The sequence below is a fragment of the Streptomyces sp. NPDC046859 genome, assembly GCF_040645135.1.
GTDB lineage: Bacteria > Actinomycetota > Actinomycetes > Streptomycetales > Streptomycetaceae > Streptomyces.
In genome coordinates, this window is the sequence record NZ_JBEYXR010000016.1 from 94,063 (window position 1) to 110,823 (window position 16,761).

At 75.7% G+C, this 16,761-nt stretch carries 16 protein-coding genes and 1 pseudogene; 8 read left to right on the forward strand and 9 right to left on the reverse strand.

Annotated features, from left to right (window positions below):
• The first annotated feature begins 64 nt into the window (after nucleotides 1-64).
• Both ABZ899_RS23545 and ABZ899_RS23550 read left to right on the forward strand, forming a co-directional pair.
• A complete protein-coding gene (locus tag ABZ899_RS23545; RefSeq protein WP_361349465.1) occupies nucleotides 65-436 on the forward strand; it encodes an STAS domain-containing protein in 372 nt (123 codons plus the stop codon).
• Between the two features lie 74 nt (nucleotides 437-510).
• On the forward strand, nucleotides 511-915 hold the full coding sequence (locus ABZ899_RS23550; RefSeq protein ID WP_361349468.1) for an ATP-binding protein: 405 nt from the start codon (nucleotides 511-513) through the stop codon (nucleotides 913-915).
• A 487-nt stretch (nucleotides 916-1,402) separates the two neighbouring features.
• Here ABZ899_RS23550 and ABZ899_RS23555 read toward each other — a convergent pair whose 3' ends face one another.
• Both ABZ899_RS23555 and ABZ899_RS23560 read right to left on the reverse strand, forming a co-directional pair.
• Nucleotides 1,403-1,735 carry a DUF3140 domain-containing protein gene (locus ABZ899_RS23555; protein WP_361349735.1) on the reverse strand — a complete coding sequence of 111 codons (333 nt, stop codon included), beginning with the start codon at nucleotides 1,733-1,735 and terminating at the stop codon, nucleotides 1,403-1,405.
• A gap of 105 nt (nucleotides 1,736-1,840) precedes the next feature.
• Nucleotides 1,841-3,079: pseudogene (locus tag ABZ899_RS23560) on the reverse strand (cation:proton antiporter); the annotation flags it as partial.
• A gap of 208 nt (nucleotides 3,080-3,287) precedes the next feature.
• Here ABZ899_RS23560 and ABZ899_RS23565 point away from each other — a divergent pair.
• Nucleotides 3,288-3,701, forward strand: coding sequence for an SRPBCC family protein (locus ABZ899_RS23565; RefSeq protein ID WP_361349471.1), 414 nt, complete (start codon nucleotides 3,288-3,290; stop codon nucleotides 3,699-3,701).
• Nucleotides 3,702-3,722: 21 nt separating this feature from the next.
• On the opposite strand, the gene ABZ899_RS23570 is transcribed toward ABZ899_RS23565, so the two are convergent.
• On the reverse strand, nucleotides 3,723-4,922 hold the full coding sequence (locus ABZ899_RS23570) for an aromatic ring-hydroxylating dioxygenase subunit alpha (protein ID WP_361349472.1): 1,200 nt from the start codon (nucleotides 4,920-4,922) through the stop codon (nucleotides 3,723-3,725).
• Between the two features lie 249 nt (nucleotides 4,923-5,171).
• Between ABZ899_RS23570 and ABZ899_RS23575 the strand changes: the two genes are divergently transcribed.
• The gene (locus ABZ899_RS23575) at nucleotides 5,172-5,378 is read left to right on the forward strand and encodes a DUF2180 family protein (protein ID WP_361349474.1); all 207 of its coding nucleotides are present in this window, start codon (nucleotides 5,172-5,174) and stop codon (nucleotides 5,376-5,378) included.
• A gap of 29 nt (nucleotides 5,379-5,407) precedes the next feature.
• Here the strand turns inward: ABZ899_RS23575 and ABZ899_RS23580 are convergent, their stop codons facing one another.
• On the reverse strand, nucleotides 5,408-5,683 hold the full coding sequence (locus tag ABZ899_RS23580) for a hypothetical protein (protein WP_361349477.1): 276 nt from the start codon (nucleotides 5,681-5,683) through the stop codon (nucleotides 5,408-5,410).
• A 208-nt stretch (nucleotides 5,684-5,891) separates the two neighbouring features.
• Nucleotides 5,892-6,515: a sigma-70 family RNA polymerase sigma factor gene (locus tag ABZ899_RS23585; protein WP_361349480.1), complete on the reverse strand. Its 624-nt coding sequence runs from the start codon at nucleotides 6,513-6,515 to the stop codon at nucleotides 5,892-5,894.
• 146 nt (nucleotides 6,516-6,661) lie between these two features.
• Between ABZ899_RS23585 and ABZ899_RS23590 the strand changes: the two genes are divergently transcribed.
• The 4 genes from ABZ899_RS23590 to ABZ899_RS23605 all read left to right on the forward strand — a co-directional run bounded on the left by ABZ899_RS23590 (nucleotide 6,662) and on the right by ABZ899_RS23605 (nucleotide 11,506).
• A complete protein-coding gene (locus ABZ899_RS23590; protein ID WP_361349483.1) occupies nucleotides 6,662-7,654 on the forward strand; it encodes a MerR family transcriptional regulator in 993 nt (330 codons plus the stop codon).
• 344 nt (nucleotides 7,655-7,998) lie between these two features.
• Nucleotides 7,999-9,222 carry a lycopene cyclase family protein gene (locus ABZ899_RS23595; protein ID WP_361349486.1) on the forward strand — a complete coding sequence of 408 codons (1,224 nt, stop codon included), beginning with the start codon at nucleotides 7,999-8,001 and terminating at the stop codon, nucleotides 9,220-9,222.
• Nucleotides 9,219-9,953: a class I SAM-dependent methyltransferase gene (locus ABZ899_RS23600; RefSeq protein WP_361349489.1), complete on the forward strand. Its 735-nt coding sequence runs from the start codon at nucleotides 9,219-9,221 to the stop codon at nucleotides 9,951-9,953. Before ABZ899_RS23595 ends, ABZ899_RS23600 begins: the two co-directional genes overlap by 4 nt.
• Nucleotides 9,950-11,506 carry an FAD-dependent oxidoreductase gene (locus tag ABZ899_RS23605; protein ID WP_361349492.1) on the forward strand — a complete coding sequence of 519 codons (1,557 nt, stop codon included), beginning with the start codon at nucleotides 9,950-9,952 and terminating at the stop codon, nucleotides 11,504-11,506. The genes ABZ899_RS23600 and ABZ899_RS23605 overlap by 4 nt, the downstream gene beginning before the upstream one ends.
• A 285-nt stretch (nucleotides 11,507-11,791) precedes the next feature.
• On the opposite strand, the gene ABZ899_RS23610 is transcribed toward ABZ899_RS23605, so the two are convergent.
• Genes ABZ899_RS23610 through ABZ899_RS23625 form a run of 4 tightly spaced genes read right to left on the reverse strand, consistent with a single transcriptional unit; the run spans nucleotide 11,792 to nucleotide 16,482 of the window.
• Complete coding sequence (locus ABZ899_RS23610; RefSeq protein WP_361349494.1) at nucleotides 11,792-12,793, reverse strand: DUF5914 domain-containing protein; 1,002 nt, start codon at nucleotides 12,791-12,793, stop codon at nucleotides 11,792-11,794.
• On the reverse strand, nucleotides 12,790-13,791 hold the full coding sequence (locus ABZ899_RS23615) for a phytoene/squalene synthase family protein (protein WP_361349497.1): 1,002 nt from the start codon (nucleotides 13,789-13,791) through the stop codon (nucleotides 12,790-12,792). Before ABZ899_RS23615 ends, ABZ899_RS23610 begins: the two co-directional genes overlap by 4 nt.
• Nucleotides 13,778-15,352, reverse strand: coding sequence for a phytoene desaturase family protein (gene crtI, locus ABZ899_RS23620; RefSeq protein ID WP_361349500.1), 1,575 nt, complete (start codon nucleotides 15,350-15,352; stop codon nucleotides 13,778-13,780). Before crtI ends, ABZ899_RS23615 begins: the two co-directional genes overlap by 14 nt.
• On the reverse strand, nucleotides 15,349-16,482 hold the full coding sequence (locus tag ABZ899_RS23625) for a polyprenyl synthetase family protein (protein WP_361349503.1): 1,134 nt from the start codon (nucleotides 16,480-16,482) through the stop codon (nucleotides 15,349-15,351). Before ABZ899_RS23625 ends, crtI begins: the two co-directional genes overlap by 4 nt.
• Nucleotides 16,483-16,761: the final 279 nt, after the last annotated feature.

Sequence of the window (16,761 nt, forward strand, 5' to 3'; positions counted from 1 at the left end):
GGGCAGGGGCACGGACGCGGCACCCGCCTTTCTCCGGCACGCGGCGACCTGTGAGAATGCTCCGGTGAACGACGAAGCCGAGATCATCGAGACCTTGGTCGAAGACGTGCGGGTCGTCCGGGTCACCGGCGAGTTCGACGCCGACGAGGCCGACGCCGTCACCGAGGCCCTCTCCGCGCCCCGCGACGGCGGCGCGGCCGCCACCGTCGTCGACCTGGGCGGGGTGAAGTTCGCCGACTCCTCCCTGCTGCACGCGCTGCTGACCGCCCGGCAGGGCCACGCCGCGGCCGGCCTGCCGTTCGTCCTGATGGCGGTGAGCCCGCACGTGCGGCGCCTGCTGGACCTCACGGACACCGCCCGCGTCTTCCCCTCGGCACCGGACCTCGCGTCGGCGCTGGACCTCGTCCGCGAGGAGATCGGTTCTCGTCGCGGATGAGCAGCCATACTTCAGCGGTTATGTGGGAACCAGGAAAGGGGTGTTAGGGGCAAGTGGGGCATGAAGGAGGAGATGTGACCGCAGTCGAACTCGCCGCCGCACCGACGCAGCGGCCCGTCACCGCCGCCATGGCCCGCTCTCAGGTCCGCGCTCTCCTGGGCGCCCGATCCGAGGAGGCGGGCGCTTCCCTCACCGTGGTCGACGACATCCTGCTGGTCGTCACCGAGCTCGTCACCAACGCCATACGGCACGGCGGCGGTCTCGTCGCGTTCGACGCCACGCTCGACGGCGACCAGCTCACCGTTAGCGTCACCGACGCCTCGCCGGCCGCCCCGCGCGCGGTGCCGCGCACCCGCGCCGCCACTCCGGGCGGCTTCGGATGGCCCCTGGTGCAGCAGCTCGGCCGGGAGGTCACCGTCACCCCCACGGCTCAGGGCAAGACGATCCGGGTGGTCATGGCGGCCGGCCCGGACGCGTAGGCGGACCGGAGCCCACGGGGCGTTCCCCCGTTCGCCTCGCGGGGTGTCCCGCTCTCCGAGGCGACCTTCGAGGTCGACCGGCCCGTGGAGGCGGTGTTCGACCATCTCGCCGACGGCCGCAACGAACCCTCGGTTCAGCCCCCGTGTGCAGAGGATCGAACGCGTCCCCGACACTCCAAGACGGCCCGGGAGTTCCGCATCACCGGGCTCCGGGCATCGACGCGGATCCGGTGGGCCGAGACGTCCAGGAACAGCGCGACGGCCGACGAGGGCGGCTACGCCCTGGAGCCGGTGGGCGACGGCCGCCGCACCCGGGTCCGTCTCTACGACGTCCTGGAGGGCCACGGGATCGGCAAGCTCCCTGGTGGGCCTGGCCGTGGCCGCTGCCCGCAAGGACGCGCCCGCGTTCGGCGAACGGATCAAGGCGGCGGCGGAGACGGCCGTCGCCCCGCGCTGAACCCACCGCTCGGCCGGACGCGGCCCGCGGTCAGGCGAGGGGGTCGTGCCCCCAGTTCATGAGGGAGTGCCGCCAGCGGCTGTCCTTCACGTCCGCCGACGGCCGCTGGGCCAGATGGCGGCGGACGTAGCCGACGACCTTGCGCATGTGCCCGTAGTCGTCGTCCGTCAGGTCGCCCTTCTCGGTGCGGAGGATCTCGGCGATCCGCCGCCCGGAGGCGTGCCCGGTGGACTCGCCGCCGTCCTTGTGCTGTCCGGCCGCGTGTGACTCCTCGGTCTCCAGCCACTCGTCGAGCCGGGACGGTGTCATGTTCACCAGTTCCCGGAACTCGCTCCAGGTCTCCTCGCGCTCCGCGTCGTCCACGCCGTCCCACTTCCGCCGGTTGCCGGGGTGCCCCCGTCCAGCCTGCGGGCGCCGGGCCCGTTCCGCAGCTTCTGCTTCCGCGGCCCGCCCGGCCTCGGCCCCGTCGCGGAGCCGGTCCAGGCGGCCCACCACCGGGCCCGCCGTCACCCCGTGCACGACGACCGAGACCAGCACGGTGAACGTCACCACCGCCCACAGCTCGCGCGCCGGGACCGGGAAGGCGTGGTGGCCGAGGGCGTACGCGAGGTAGTACAGCGACCCGATGCCGCGGATGCCGTAGGCGGCGATCACCGCGCGTTCCCGGCGGCCCGGCCGCCCCCCGAGGAGTCCCACCCAGCCGGCCCAGGGACGGATCACCGCGAGCAGCAGCAAGGCCGTGACCGCGCCCTGCCAGGTCAGGTCTGCGAGGCCGCCCCGTGCGACGAACGCGCCCAGCAGGAACAGCACGGCCGCGGTGAACAGCCGCTCGATCTGCTCGACGAAGTCGTGCAGGACGTTGTGGAAGCCGTGGGCGCGCTCGGCCGCCCGCAACGCGCACGCGGTGACGAACACCGCCAGGAAGCCGTATCCCCCGACCAGTTCCGTCACCCCGTACGACAGGAAGGTCGCCCCCAGCGCCACGAAGCCCTCCCGGTGCTCCGACAGCCGCAGCACCGGCCGGCGGGTCCAGAAGAACAGCCAGCCCAGCAGTCGTCCGACCACCAGGCCGCTCACCACCCCGACCACGCACTTGAGGATCACGTCCTGCGCGACCCAGGTGCCGATCCAGTCGGTCGACCAGCCGCTGCCCGCGGCGGCCACCAGCGCCAGCGCCGCGTAGGTCAGCGGGAAGGCGAGGCCGTCGTTGAGCCCCGCCTCGCTCGTCAGGGAGAAGCGCACCTCGTCCTCGTCGTGCGGGTCCTCGGTGGGCTCCCCCACCCGGACCTCGGAGGCGAGCACCGGATCGGTCGGCGCCATGACCGCGGCGAGCAGGAGCGCGGCGGCGGGCGGCCAGTCCAGCAGCCACCAGGCGGTCAGCGCGGTCAGCACGACGGTGAGCGGCATGGTGATGCCCAGCAGCCGCCAGGTGGTGCCCCAGCGCCGCAGTCCGACGGGCCGGTTGAGGGCCAGCCCGGCGCCCATGAGCGCGATGATCACCCCGGCCTCGGTGACGTGCTCGGTGACCAGCCGGTCGGCGACCGGATCGACCTCGGGCAGCGGCAGGGGCAGCAGGTACACGCCGACGCCGGCCGCCAGGAACACCAGCGGCAGTGACAGCGGCCGCCCGGCCACGACCCGCGGCAGCACCGCCGCGAGCAGCGCGCCCGCGCCCAGCCACGCGCTCACCGCATCGCCGATGGTCACCGTGTCCTGCCCACCCTCCTGTCATGCCGTTGCTTCTCCCGCGCGTCGCGCGAGGTCACGGCCGCCACCCTGGACCCGGCCCGCGTACCCGTGCACGGACGTCCCATGACCGCGCGTCCGCCCCGGTCGTCGCGGGTTCGGGACGGTTACGGCCGCGCGGCCCGGGAACGCGGTCAGCCGGAACACCCGAGGCAAGGCTGGTGCAGCGATGACCGAGTACGAGCGTTCCCGCACGATGCCCGCGCAGGCGGAACACGTCTTCGACCAGGCCGCCGACCTCGGCCGGTTGGACACCTGGCTGCCGGAGGCCCTGCACGTCGAGCCGGACGTCCTGCCCGCCGTGACCGTGCACGAGGACCGCACCGACGCGGACACCTCGGCGCTGCTGCGGTCCCGGCCGGACCAGATGCGGCTGGAGTGGGGCACGCGCGACGACGGCAGTTACGCGGGGTGGCTCCAGGTCGCCGGGATCGACAGCGGCGCCAGCGAGGTGACCCTCCATCTGTCCTTCCTCGACAAGCGCCACGACCCCGGTGAGGCGCGGGTCGGCGAGGCCCTCGACAGCAGTCTGGCCCGCCTGGAGGAACAGGTGCGGATACGCGTCGACAACGCGGCGGGCTGACCGCTCCGGGGCCACGCCCGGTCAGCTCCCGTCGACCGCCGGGAACTCGACGCCCGTCCCGCCGTACGCGGGGCGGCGCCCCGCCGTGACCGGCGCGCAGCCGCCGGACGCGCCCGCACCGCACACCGGGGTGCCGGCGCCCAGCGGGACACCGTTGCCGCGCAGCACCGAGCGCACGTCCAGGATCAGCGGGAAGACCTCGTGGTTGCGGTCCTCGCCCTGTTCGTCCCAGGCCCGCTGCTCGGCCTCCACGGCCCTGCGGTCCTCGGCGAACACCCGCTCGGTGAACCGCCGGATGAGCGGCCACGCCAGGTGCAGCGCGGCGGCCACCCTCGGTTTCTCGATCATGAGCAGGCCGTAGGCGTGGCAGATGCGCTGTTCGGCGTCCTCGGGCACGTACGCGGCCCACAGCCGGAACGCCGGGTGGTCGGCGCCCTCCGGCACCAGGTCGAGCGTCTGGTACGGGTACTCGGTGCGGATGGTCATGACGTCCGCGGAGTCCTTGCCGCGCAGGCCCTCGCCGGCCAGCAGGCCCGCGCCCCGGTCGCGCCTGCCCCCGGTGTGCGTGAACAGGTACCGCGCCTCGACCGAGCGCGGGGTGGTGGTGTGGCCGAGCAGTTCGGGGCGCAGGGTGCCGACGACTCCCCGGTGCAGGAACTGGTGGTTCATGTCGAGGAGGTTCTCGTGCATGAACGAGTAGTGGCAGCGCACCGTCCGGGAGAACGTCATGGTCCGGTACCGCGGTGAGCCGTACGCCGGCAGGTCGGGCAGCTCGGTGGCGGCGGCCTTGGCCGGGTCGCCGGGGAAGACGAACACCAGCCCGTACGCCTCGCGGACGGTATAGCCGCGCACTCCGCGCGGCGGCCTGCGGTCGCCCTTGGAGAGGTAGGGGATCTGCGAGATGCGGCCGTCGCCGCGGTAGGCCCACGCGTGGTAGCAGCAGCGCAGCGTCTCGCCCTCCACGACGCCCATGCTCAGCGGCACCTGCCGGTGGGCGCACCGGTCCTCCAGGGCGTGCACGACGCCGCCGCGGGTCCGGAAGAGGGCGATGCGTTCGCCGCCGAAGACGGCGGCGACGACCCGGCCGCGGCGCACCGTGCGGGACAGCGCCACCGGGTACCAGAAGTCGGGGTGCGCCCCCACGCGCCTGAGGTCCGGGGCGTCCTCCGGGGCCGGCCGCCCCTGGTTCCGGCTCTCCCCGGCGGGATCCGTCTGGTTCATACCTCTCCCTCGCGTCGGGGCGTCCGGCGGAGGCCTCGGGGGCCCAGCACCCGCTCATCCTCACGGCCGGAGGGGGCCGTGTCCCGCCCAGGGCGTCCACCGGGGTGAGCGGCCGTACTCGGGCGCCTGAGTTGCGGTGGGGCGCCGCCGGGCATCCCATGGCCTTGCGGAGCAGTCGCCGGGGACCTGCGGCCCCCGGCGGGCGTGGAGGGCCGACGCTGTCGGGCGTGCTGGCGGAGAGGTCCGGATATGAAGTGCTACGAATGCGACCAGTTGGACCGCGCCACCGAAGCGGTCGCGGTGTGCGACGTGTGCGGGGCGGCCGTGTGCCCCGAGCACGTCCATACGGAGCCGGTGCAGATACGCGGTTCCGCGCAGCCCGGCAAGGTGATCCACAGCCGGCCGGCGCGGCGGATGACCTGCCCGGTGTGCCGTACCGCGGAGAAGTCGCCCTGACGGCGGACGTGGCCCGTCCGCCCGTCGTCTCAGTCCGCCGGCGGGCGGTCGTCCGGCTCCCCGGAGGCGCGCAGTTCCCGCTCGATGCTCTCCCAGACGCGCCGGGACGGGGCGGCGGGGAGGTCCTGCGCCTCGACCGCGCGGGCGACGGTCACGACCCGGCGCAGCCGGGACAGTTGCTCCCGGCAGCCCGCGCAGGCCGTGAGGTGCCGGGCGGCTTCGCCGTCGTCGCCGGGTCCGTCGCCGCTCAGCGCCCTCTCCACCAGGGCGGCGGGTGCCAGGTGCCCGGGGGCGGCCTCAGACACGGCGGCCGGTGAGCGGCGGGGCAGAGCGGGCCTTCATGGGATCGTCCTCTCGCGCGTGAACTCGTCCTCCGTGGGAACTCGTGGCTGTTTCGGGCGCGGGACGTGCGGCGGATGCGGTCCAGGGGGTGTGTCCTGTCGATCAGGCCGGATCAGCGAGCGGTGTCCGGTGCCGGACGCCGGGAGCCCGGCATGATCGGTGAGTCACCCCCTAGACGCTCCGCGCGTCGGCGCGGCTCTGTTCGAGCGCTCTGCGGAGCCGGTACAGGCCGCGGCGGGTGTGGCTCTTGACGGTGCCCAGGGGCAGGCCCGTGAGCCCGGCGATCTGGGCCTGCGTCAGGTCGTGGAAGAAGGCCAGGCAGAGCACCTGACGTTGCCGGGCGGGGAGCCGGGACAGCTCGTCCACCAGCAGGACCCGGTCCAGGACGTCGTCGGGTCCGGTGCCCTCGGCCGCCACCGGAACGGACTCGTGCCCCGCGGCGTCGGCCAGTGCCAGGCGCCTCGTCCGCGCCGCGAGCGCGTCGACGATCTTGCGGCGGGTGATGCCGACGAGCCAGGCGCCGAGCGGGCCGCGCTCGGGACGGAAGCCGTCCCGTCCCCGCCAGGCGCCTATGAACACCTGCTGGGTGACGTCCTCGGCCTCGTGGGTGTCACCGAGGGACCGGGTGGCCATGGTGTGGACCAGCGGGCCCCAGCGCCGGTAGATCGCCGCGAAGGCCTGCTCGTCGGCGGCGCGCAGGCCGCGGGCCAGCTCCTCCTCGTACAGGGTCTCCTCGGCCGGCGGGGCGCCGGCGGACGGTGTCGCGGAAGTGGCGGATCGCAGTTGCGTGCTCATGGCCCGGTTCCTCCTGCCGCTCGCCGTGTGCCGGGAAGGCCGCCGGACGAGCCCTGACTGTCGCCGCTCACCGGCGCGGCCTTCAGTGTCGGAACCGCGAAACGACGCAAGCAACACGCGTCGTTCTTGCGTCGTACACTGTCGGGGTGGACACGGACACGAGCGACGACGGGGACGCCGGGCGCGGCGGCGGGCTGACGACGGGCGAGGTCGCCCGGCGGCTCGGGGTGGCCCCCACCACCGTCCGCACCTGGGACCGGCGTTACGGCCTGGGCCCGGACGCCCACACGGGCGGCAGGCACCGCCGCTGGACGCCCGCCGACATCGCCCGGCTGGAGCGGATGTGCGCACTGACCGCGAACGGCCTCCCCCCGGCCGAGGCGGCGCGCCTGGCCCGCGAGGAGCCGCCGGAGGACACCGGCGCCTCCCGCCCGCGCGTCGGACCCCCGCCCCGGCGGGCCGCGTCCGGGCGCAGCCGGGCCGGCAGCGGTCTGCGCCTGGGGGACGTGCGCCAGGAGTGCAAGGGGATCGCCCGCGCGGCGCTGCGTCTGGACGCGCCCGCGCTGGACGCCCTGCTCGCGGACGCGATCGAGGAGCACGGACTGGTCACCGCCTGGACCGAGGTGATCCTGCCGACGCTGCAGGCGGTCGGCAGGAAGTGGGAGAGCTCGGGCGACCGCTACGTCGAGGTGGAGCACTTTCTGTCCTGGCATGTCTCCGGTGCGCTGCGGCGCGGCGCGCGGCCCGTGGCCGCCGGGCGTCCGGGCGCCGTCGCCGTCCTCGCGTGCGTGCCCGGGGAGAGTCACACGCTGCCGCTGGAGGTGCTGACCGCCGCCCTGTCCGAACGCGGCGTCCCGGTGCGGATGTTCGGCGGCGCGCTGCCGGCCGGTTCGCTCGTGGAGGCCGTACGGCGGACCGGGCCCTCGGTGGTGGGGCTGTGGGCCCAGGCCCGGTCCACGGCGAGCCGGCCGCTGGCCCAGCACGTGGCCGCGATGGAGTGGGGTGTGCGGGGGGCACGCCGGCGGCCGGTGGTGCTGCCCCTCGGACCGGGCTGGGCGGGGGCGCCCATGCCCGGCCTGCCCCGCCCGACGAGCCTGGCGGAGGCGGTCACCGCCGTGGAGCAGTACATGCCGGGGTGACCGGCGCGTCCCGACCGGCGCGCGGCGGGTACGCGCGGCGCACAGGGCGATTCGGGTGGGCCGCGCCCGGGCGCCGGGCGGGCCGAACGCCCGGGCCCCGCCCGGCGCGATAGCTGTGGTCGCGACGAGGCGAGGAGGACCATGACGGCCTGTCCTTACGGGAGCCCCGAAGACCGGGCGCCGGCGCGGGTACCCGGCGTCCCCCGGTGCGGCCCGGGTGCATCCGGGGCCGGGCGGCGGCCGGAAGAGGGGGCGTACCGAGACCGTGCCCGACCCCCAGATCCGGAGCGAGGCGTGACCAGCGACGGCCCCCTTGTGCGCACCGCCACCCGCCGGGGGGCCGTATGAGCGGTTCCCCGGACCCCGTCGTCCGGGAGACCGACGTGCTCGTCCTGGGCGGCGGTGCGGCCGGGCTCTCCCTCGCCCACCGGCTGGCCGTGACCGGCCGGGTGGGCGTGCTCGTGGTGGAGCCGCCCGACGGCCCGTCCCGTCCTCCCGCCCGGACCTGGTGCTTCTGGGACGACGGCACGTACGGCCTCGACGACGTCGTCAGCGCGTCCTGGCCGCGGCTGCGGGTGCACGGCGACGACGGCGCCGCGCACACCGTCGACCCGTCCCCGCTGCGCTACCGGATGCTCCGCTCGGCACGGTTCGAGGAGTACGTGCACGCCCGGCTGGCGGAGCGGCCCGGCTGCGGCGTGCTGCGCGCCACGGCCGGCGCCGTACGCGACACGCCCGGCGGGGCCGAGGCCGACTGCACGGCACCGGACGGGAGTCCGCTGACCGTGCGGGCCCGCCTCGTCTTCGACTCACGGCCCCTCGGCGCCCCGCCACCGGCCCGTACCCGGCTGCTCCAGCACTTCCGCGGCTGGTTCGTCCGGACGGCACGGCCGCGGTTCGACCCCGCCGTCGCCGACCTGATGGACTTCCGGGTGCCGCAGCCCGCGCACGGGCTCGCCTTCGGCTACGTCCTGCCGCTGGCGCCGGACCACGCCCTCGTCGAGTACACCGAGTTCTCCCGGGTGCCCCTGACCACCCCGGCGTACGAGAAGGCCCTCGACCGGTACTGCCACGACGTCCTCGGACTGGGCGCGTTCAGCGTGGAGGCGGCCGAGCAGGGCGTGGTGCCGATGACCGACGCGCGTTTCCCGGTGCGGGTCGGGCCGGCGGTGTACCGGATCGGCACGGCGGGCGGGGCGACCCGCCCCTCGACCGGCTACACCTTCGCCGCCGCCCAGCGACAGAGCCGGGCGATCGCCGCCTCCCTGTCCGCGGGCCGCCCGCGTGTGCCCCCGCCCCACGGGCGGCGGGCCCTCGCCATGGACGCGGTGATGCTGCGCGCCCTGGACACCGGCCGTATCGACGGGCCCGCCTTCTTCACGGGGCTTTTCGCCCACACCCCGGCCGAGCGGCTGCTGCGGTTCCTCGACGGTGCCACCACCCTCCGCGAGGAGTGGTCCATCGGACTGCGCGGCCCCGTGGGCCCGATGCTGCGCACCGCCCTCGAACTGCCCTTCCTGCCCCGCCGATCCCACCCCGCACCACGATCCGGAGAACGCCTCCCATGACACTGCTGCGCGACCACGACCTGGCCCGCGCCTTCGACCACGCGTCGGGCGCCTACGACCGCCTCACCGCGTTCAACCCCGGCTACCGCGCCGAACTCCTGCGCTCGGCACGGCGGTTGCGGCTCCCCCGGGACGGCGAGGGGCTGCGCGTCCTCGACCTCGGCTGCGGCACCGGAGCGTCCACCCGCGCCCTGCTGCGGGCCGCGCCCCGCGCCCGTGTCACCGCCGTCGACGCGTCGGCCGGCATGCTGCGCCGGGCGCTGGAGAAGCCCTGGCCGGAGCAGGTGCGGTTCCTGCACCGTACGGCCGAGGAGACGGTGACGGACGACGAGGGTCCCTACGACGCCGTGTTCGCCGCCTACCTGTTCCGCAACGTCACCGACCCCGACCAGGTGCTCGGCACCGTCCGGTCCTCCCTGCTGCGGCCGGGCGGGCGGCTGGCCGTCCACGAGTACAGCCTCAGCGGGTCGGCGGCGCACCGCGCTCTGTGGCGGGCGGTGTGCGACGGAGTGATCGTCCCGATGGGCACCCTCACGGGTGACCGCGCCCTGTACCGGCACCTGAGCCACAGCGTCCTCGGCTTCGACACCGCCCCGGCGTTCACGGACCGGCTGGCCCGTGCCGGCTTCACGGATGTGACGGCGCTGCCCGTCGCCGGGTGGCAGACCGGCCTCGTGCACACCTTCCTCGCCCGCAACGGCTCCCCCGCGCAGCCGGAGGAGGCCCGATGAACGACCGGACCCGCCGGCCCGCCGCCCGGCGCGGCCGCGACCGCAAGGCCGAGGTGCTGATGCCCGCGCCCGGCCGGGACCGGTTCGCGCCCGGGGACGCGCCGTCCGTCGCCGTGATCGGCGGCGGGATCGCCGGGCTCGCCGCGGCGACCCTGCTCGGCGAGCGGGGCGCCCGGGTGACCCTGTACGAGCGGGAGCAGTCCCTGGGCGGCCGGCTCGCCGGTACGCGCACCCGTCTGGCGGACGGCTCCGACGTCACCATGAGCCGCGGGTTCCACGCGTTCTTCCGCCAGTACTACAACCTGCGCGGCCTGCTGCGGCGCACCGATCCCGCGCTCGACCGGCTCACTCCGCTGCCCGACTACCCGCTGCGGCACAGCGGCGGTCTGACCGACAGCTTCGCCAAGGTGCCGCGCACACCGCCGTTCAGCGCCCTCGGCTTCGTCGTCCTCAGCCCCACCTTCGGCTGGGGCGACCTGGCCGCGATGAACGCGCGTGCCGCCCTGCCGCTGCTCGACGTGCGCGTGCCGGAGGTGTACGAGCGCTTCGACCACATCAGCGCGACGCGCTTCCTCGACGGCGTCCGCTTCCCGGAGACCGCGCACCACCTGGCGTTCGAGGTGTTCTCCCGGAGCTTCTTCGCCGACCCCGCCGAGCTGTCGGCGGCCGAGCTGCTGCTGATGTTCCACATCTACTTCCTCGGCTCGGCCGAGGGCCTGCTGTTCGACGTGCCCGGCGAGCCGTTCCCGCAGGCGCTGTGGGAGCCGCTGGGCGACTACCTCGAGCGGCTGGGCGCGGACGTGCGCACCGGCACCCCCGTCCACGCCGTCCAGCCCCGCGCGGGCGGCGGCGCCGAGGTGCGGACCGACTCGGGTGCCACGGCCCACGAGGCGGTGGTGCTCGCCCTCGATCCCGGCGCGCTGCGGCATCTGGTCGCCGCGTCGCCCGGGCTGGGGACAGCGGGCTGGCGGGACGACATCGACGCGCTGCGGACGGCCCCGCCGTTCCTCGTGTCCCGGCTCTGGCTGGACCGCCCCGTCCGCCCGGAGCGGCCCGGCTTCCTCGGCACCAGCGGGTACGACGGCCTCGACAACATCAGCGTCCTCGACCGCTACGAGGGCGAGGCCCGGCGCTGGGCCGAGCGGACCGGCGGCTCGGTGGTGGAACTGCACGCGTACGCGGTCACCGGCGGCCGGCACGAGGACGTGCAGCGCGGCCTCCTCGAACGGCTGCACGAGGTGTATCCGGAGACCCGGGAGGCACGGGTGGTCGACGCCCGGCACGAGTGGCGGGGCGACTGCCCCCTGTTCCCCGTGGGTTCGTACGACCGCCGGCCCCGGGTCCGCACCCCGCACCCCTGGCTGACGCTGGCCGGAGACGCCATCCGCTGCGACCTTCCGGTGGCCCTGATGGAACGGGCGGCCACGACGGGCTTCCTCGCGGCCAACACGCTGCTGGCCGCGCGGGGGGTGCGCGGCCAGGTGCTGTGGACGGTGCCGCGCGCGGGACGGTCACCGGTGCTGCGGGCACTCGGGGCACTGGCGGCACGCTGAGTCGCCGCGTCGCCGCCGGGGGGGTCCGGGCGGTGCCGCGCCCCTGCGGCCCGGGGCGGCGCCGCGAGCCACTCGGGGCGTGCGCGCCGGGTGCGGTGGAAGCGGTGCCGCTCACTCGCGGCGGGACCCTGCGCGCCGGACGGTGGCTCAGCGGGGGAAGCGGCCCGAGCCGCGCGGCGCGCGGCGCCGTCCGGCCCGGCGCGCGGGCACCACCCGTGCCGTGGACGGTGCCGCGCGCGTCCGGCGTGCTGCCGGGGGCGCCCCGAGCACCCGCCGGACCGCGGCTCAGCCGGGGAAGCGGCCCGTGCTGCGGAGTGCCCAGCGGCGTTCCGCGTAGGCCAGGTCGTCGCGCCACAGGCGGCCGGCCGTGCGGCGCATGAGGGGGCGCAGGGCGGGGGCGGCCGCTCTGGCCAGGGCGAAGCCACGACGGTCGGAGGCGGCGACGATCGCCTCGACCACCGCGGTGCGCGGCCTGCTCGCGCCCTCGGCGGACAGCGGGGTGGCGTGGGTCTCCACCACGGACGTCGCCCCCTCGCCCTCGGTGATCCGCATGAGGACGGTGCGCGGGTCGGGTGCGGTGAACTCGGCGCGCACCGGCACCACCCAGGAGCCCAGCGCCCGGAAGGAGACGTCGACCACGAACGCGTCGTCACCGTCGCCGTCCGGTGAGCCGACCACCTTGAGGTCGACGAACGAGTACGGGTGGAACCACGAGCCGTGCCAGGGGTCGAGGCGGTTGGCGACCACGTCCTGCGGTTCGCACTCCCCGACCGCCGTGAACACGGCGTCCAGCGCGCCCCCGGCCGGGCGCCGCGGCACCACCGGCCGCTCCAGCGGCTCCTCGCCGCCGACCGCGTCGAGGCGCACCCAGACGAGCACGCCGTCGTCGTGGACGGGGTAGGGCTCCCAGCCGGCGAACGGCGCGCCGTCCAGGGCGAGTCCGTGCCAGTGGCACACCAGCGTGCCGCACACCACGCGGCTGTCGCGCAGCGGCGCTCCCAGGTGCGGACAGATCCCGGACCCGGCGTGCGGTGTCCCGTCCTGCCCGCGCCACAGCACGACCTCGACGCCGCCGACCGTCCTGCCGTAAGGGCGTTCACCGGCCCGGATGTCGCGGGAGGCGCCGACGACGAACCAGTTGCCGGAGGGGCGGGCCGAGGCCCGTTTGAGGGCGTCGGCGATGAGCGCGGGGCGCGCCTGCCGCCAGGAGGGCTGCTGGCGCGCCCAGTCCGGCGGGCGGCGGAACCGCAGCGGTGAGGTCCAGCGGTCCTCCGGTCGTCGGGTCACCTTGCCTGCCCTTTCGTCTGCGGCGCCGGCTGCCCGGCCCGGGGTGCCGGGTGCGCGGCGCGGGTGGTGGTGTGCCGGCGGGCCGCGAGGATGCGGGCGGCGCCGGCCGCGGCGGTGGCCGCGCGGCGGCCGAGCGACACCACCGCGCGGCGGTGCAGGACGTCGTAGTCCTGCTCGGCGATGGCGTCGAGGATGCCGCCGTACAGGGTGAACGCGGTGCGGATGCAGGGCCGTACGCGGGGTTCGAGCATCGCGATGCCCGGTTCCGCGGCCCGGTAGACCTCGCGGGTCAGGGCCTCGGCGGCGACGAACGCGGCGCGGACGCGCGGGTCGCGCCGGCCGGTGCGGCGGCTCCACTCCAGCAGCGGCCGGTCCACTCCGTGGGCGGCGAGCAGGTCGGCCGGCAGATAGACACGGCCCCGGTCCAGGTCCTCGCCCACGTCCCGCAGGAAGTTGGTGAGCTGGAAGGCGACGCCGAGGTCCGCGGCGTGGGGGGCCGCCTCCTCGCGGGGGACGACGGTGCCGAGCACCGGCAGCATCTGCAGGCCGATGACCGCGGCCGAGCCGTGCATGTAGGCGCGCAGGTCGGCGTAGGTCGGGTAGTCCGTGACGGTCAGGTCGGCCCGCATCGAGGCCATGAAGTCGGCGAACAGCGCGGTGTCGATGCCGTACCGGGCGGCGGTGTCGGCGACGGCGCGGACCACGGGTTCGTCGCCGCCGCCGGTGCGCAGTCCGTGCGCGAGGTCGCTCTCCAGGCGGCGCAGCAGCACGTCCCGTTCCGCCGGGGTGCGGCTGCGGTCGAGGTCGTCGACGATGTCGTCCGCCCAGCGCGCGAAGCCGTACAGGGCGTGCACGGCGCAGCGGCGTTCCACCGGCAGCAGACGGGTGGCGAGGAAGTAGGTGCGCCCGTGGCGGGCGTTGAGGGCGCGGCAGCGCAGGTAGGCGTCGCGCAGCGCGGGGTCGGTGATGCGGGCGGCGTCGAGTTCACGACGGGACATCGGTACCTCGTACGGTCGGGGCGGACGCGATCCGCCCGGTCGGCGGAAGGGCACGGGCGCGGGGCGGGCGGCGGCGCGCGGTGACGCCGGTGACGCGGGCGGCGGCGAGCTTGCCGCTGACGAGCACCGTGGGCACACCCACCCCGGGGGTGGTTCCGCAGCCGGCCAGGACGGCGTTGTCGAGGCCGCGGATGAGGTTGCGGGGCCGGAAGGGGCCGGTCTGCGCGAACGTGTGGGAGACCGAGAAGGGGCCGCCCGCGGCGTGGCCCTGGGCGGTCCAGTCCAGCGGGGTGACCAGCATCTCCTCCTGGACGCTCGCGTCGAACCCCGTCAGGCCGCGCCGTTCGAGTTCGGCGACGAGGCTGTCCCGGTAGCGGGGGCCGAGGTCGCGCCAGGCGGGGGCGGACGGCCCGACGTCGGTGTTCGGGCAGGGGGCCAGGACGTAGTGCAGATGCCGTCCGGGCGGGGCCAGTTCGGGGTCGTGGGCCGTGGGGCGGGTGATGAGCAGGGAGGGGTCGCTCATCAGGGCGCCCGTGCGGGTGAGTTCGTCGAAGGTGGACTCCCACGCCGCTCCGAAGGACAGCGTGTGGTGGGCGAGGCCGGGCCAGGTGCGGTCGGTGCCGGCGTGCAGGATCACCGCGGACGGGGAGTGCCGCAGTGGGACCGGGCGGCGCGGCGCGCGGCCCAGGAGCCGGTAGGCGGCGGGCAGTTCGCAGGTCAGCACCACCGCGTCGCAGGTGATGCGCTCCCCGGAGGTGAGGCGGACGGCGCGGACCCGGCCCGCCGACTGCTCCAGCGAGTCGACCTCGGCCGACCAGCGCAGGTCGGCGCCGGCCTCGGCGGCCGCGTCGGCCATCCCGCGGGGAAGCGCGTGCATGCCGCCGCGCGGGAACCAGACGCCGGCCACGGTGTCCATGTAGGCGATCACGGCGTAGGCGGCGAGGGCGCGGGCGGGGGCGACCCCGGCGTACAGGGCCTGGAAGGAGAAGACGCGCCGCAGCCGCTCGTCGCCGAGGAAGCGGCCGATCCGCCGGTCGAGGCGGCCGAAGCCGCCGAGGGCGGCGAGCCGGGCCAGGTCGGGGCCGAGGAGCTGCAGCGGGGAGTCGAAGTTGGCGTCGATGAAGCGGCCCATCTGCGCCCGGTAGAGGCGTTCCAGCCAGTTCCGCAGGTCCCGGTAGCCCGCCGCCTCGGCCGGTCCGGCGAACCGCCGGACCTCGTCCTCCATGGCCGCGCTATCGGTGTGCACGTCCAGTGCGCTGCCGTCGGCGAACCGCGCCCGGTAGGCGGGGTGCAGCGGGATCAGCTCGACGTGGCGGGCGAGGCTGTCGCCGACCGCCGCGAACGCCTCGTCGGCCAGGTGGGGCATGGTCAGGACCGTGGGCCCGGTGTCGACGGCGTACGGGCCGAGCTGGACGCGTCCGGCCCGGCCGCCCGGGCCGGCGTCGCGTTCGACGACGGTGACCCGGCGTCCGGCACCCAGCAGGTGGAGGGCGCAGGCGAGGCCGGAGAGGCCGGCGCCCACGACGACGACGTGTTCCGTCGGTCCCGGTACGGTCCTCACGCGATGTCCTCCGTCCGCTGCGGGACGCCGCCCGAGACCCGCGCGACCAGCGCGGCGAACTCCTCGCGTACGGCGGTGTCCGCGCCGGTCCCCTCGAAGTGCCCCAGGCTCGCCGCGGCCAGTTCGGCGATCTTCGCCTCGGTCAGCGCGCGGGCTCCGGTCCACTCCAGTGCCTTGCGCATCCGCTCGACGGCGCCGTCCGGCCGCTCGGAGGGGCCGGGGGCGAGCGCCGCCACGGCCTCCTCGTCGCCGGAGGCGTCGGCGAGCCGGGCGGCGACGGCGAGCAGGTAGGTCAGCTTGCGGGTACGCAGGTCCTCGTCGGCCGGCTTCCCGGTGAGCGCCGGGTCGCCGAACGCGCCGAGCAGGTCGTCGCGCAGCTGGAAGGCGAGCCCGGCGTCCCGTCCGGCGCGGCGCAGCGCGTCCACGGTGCGGGCGCCGGCCCCGGCGAGGGCGGCGCCGAGCGCGAGCGGCCGTTCGACCGTGTACAGGGCGCTCTTCAGGGTGGCGACGGTCAGCGCCTCCTCGACGCCGGACGCGCCGGTGGCCTGGGCGTGCAGATCGCGGTACTGCCCGGCGACCATCTCGCCGCGCATGGCCCGCCACTCCTCGTACAGCAGCGGACCGTGCGGGAGGCGCAGCGCCGTCTCGGTCAGCAGGTCGTCGGCCCAGGCGAGCGCCAGGTCGCCGGCGAGCACGGTGGCGGAGGCGCCGAACGACTCCCCCGAGCCGGTCATCCGGGCGGCGCTGTGCAGGCGGGCCAGTTCCACGTGCATGGTCGGGCCGCCCCGGCGCAGCGGTGAGCCGTCCATCAGGTCGTCGTGTATGAGCGCGCACGCCTGGAGGAGTTCGAGGGCGGCGCCGGTGCGCAGCACCGCGGTGGCGTCGCCCGTGCCGCCCGCCGCCCGCCATCCGCACCAGACGAACGCGGTGCGCAGCCGTTTGCCGCCTCTGCGGATCAGGCCGGCGACCCGGTCGGCGACGTCCCCGGCGAAGACCGGGTCCACCTGGCGGGCCTGGCGCAGTCTCGCGTCCAGGACGTCGTCCAGCACGGCGTCGACACCGCGGGCGGCGTCGAGGGCCGTCGCGGGCGCGCGGGCCAGGTCGGCGGCCGTCGGCCTCAGTTCCAGCATGCACGGCCCCTTCTCACTCTCCGTCACCTGCACACCTGCACTTCTGCCGACACCTCGGGTGTGGATGCGCCCATGTGTTCCCCGCCTGCTCGGTCTGCCGGTCGAATGCACTCCATGGGGCGAACGCGGCCGAAGGCGAGCCCCGCGTCCCCTCGGGGGCCCGCGGCCCACCCGGCGCGCCTACCGATCGGAACCGGGACATGAAGGAGTGAAACGGACTCCCAGTGGACCACCGCCCGGGCACGTTCCCGCGCTACGGCACGGGGTTTCGCCCGCTCG

What these genes read in the sequence shown, in the direction of transcription:
- ABZ899_RS23565 (WP_361349471.1), top strand. Translation starts at nt 3,288, where the DNA reads ATGACCGAGTACGAGCGTTCCCGCACGATGCCCGCGCAGGCGGAACAC.
- ABZ899_RS23615 (WP_361349497.1), bottom strand. Translation starts at nt 13,791, where the DNA reads ATGTCCCGTCGTGAACTCGACGCCGCCCGCATCACCGACCCCGCGCTG.
- ABZ899_RS23625 (WP_361349503.1), bottom strand. Translation starts at nt 16,482, where the DNA reads ATGCTGGAACTGAGGCCGACGGCCGCCGACCTGGCCCGCGCGCCCGCG.
- ABZ899_RS23575 (WP_361349474.1), top strand. Translation starts at nt 5,172, where the DNA reads ATGAAGTGCTACGAATGCGACCAGTTGGACCGCGCCACCGAAGCGGTC.
- ABZ899_RS23595 (WP_361349486.1), top strand. Translation starts at nt 7,999, where the DNA reads ATGAGCGGTTCCCCGGACCCCGTCGTCCGGGAGACCGACGTGCTCGTC.
- ABZ899_RS23600 (WP_361349489.1), top strand. Translation starts at nt 9,219, where the DNA reads ATGACACTGCTGCGCGACCACGACCTGGCCCGCGCCTTCGACCACGCG.
- ABZ899_RS23605 (WP_361349492.1), top strand. Translation starts at nt 9,950, where the DNA reads ATGAACGACCGGACCCGCCGGCCCGCCGCCCGGCGCGGCCGCGACCGC.
- ABZ899_RS23585 (WP_361349480.1), bottom strand. Translation starts at nt 6,515, where the DNA reads ATGAGCACGCAACTGCGATCCGCCACTTCCGCGACACCGTCCGCCGGC.
- ABZ899_RS23570 (WP_361349472.1), bottom strand. Translation starts at nt 4,922, where the DNA reads ATGAACCAGACGGATCCCGCCGGGGAGAGCCGGAACCAGGGGCGGCCG.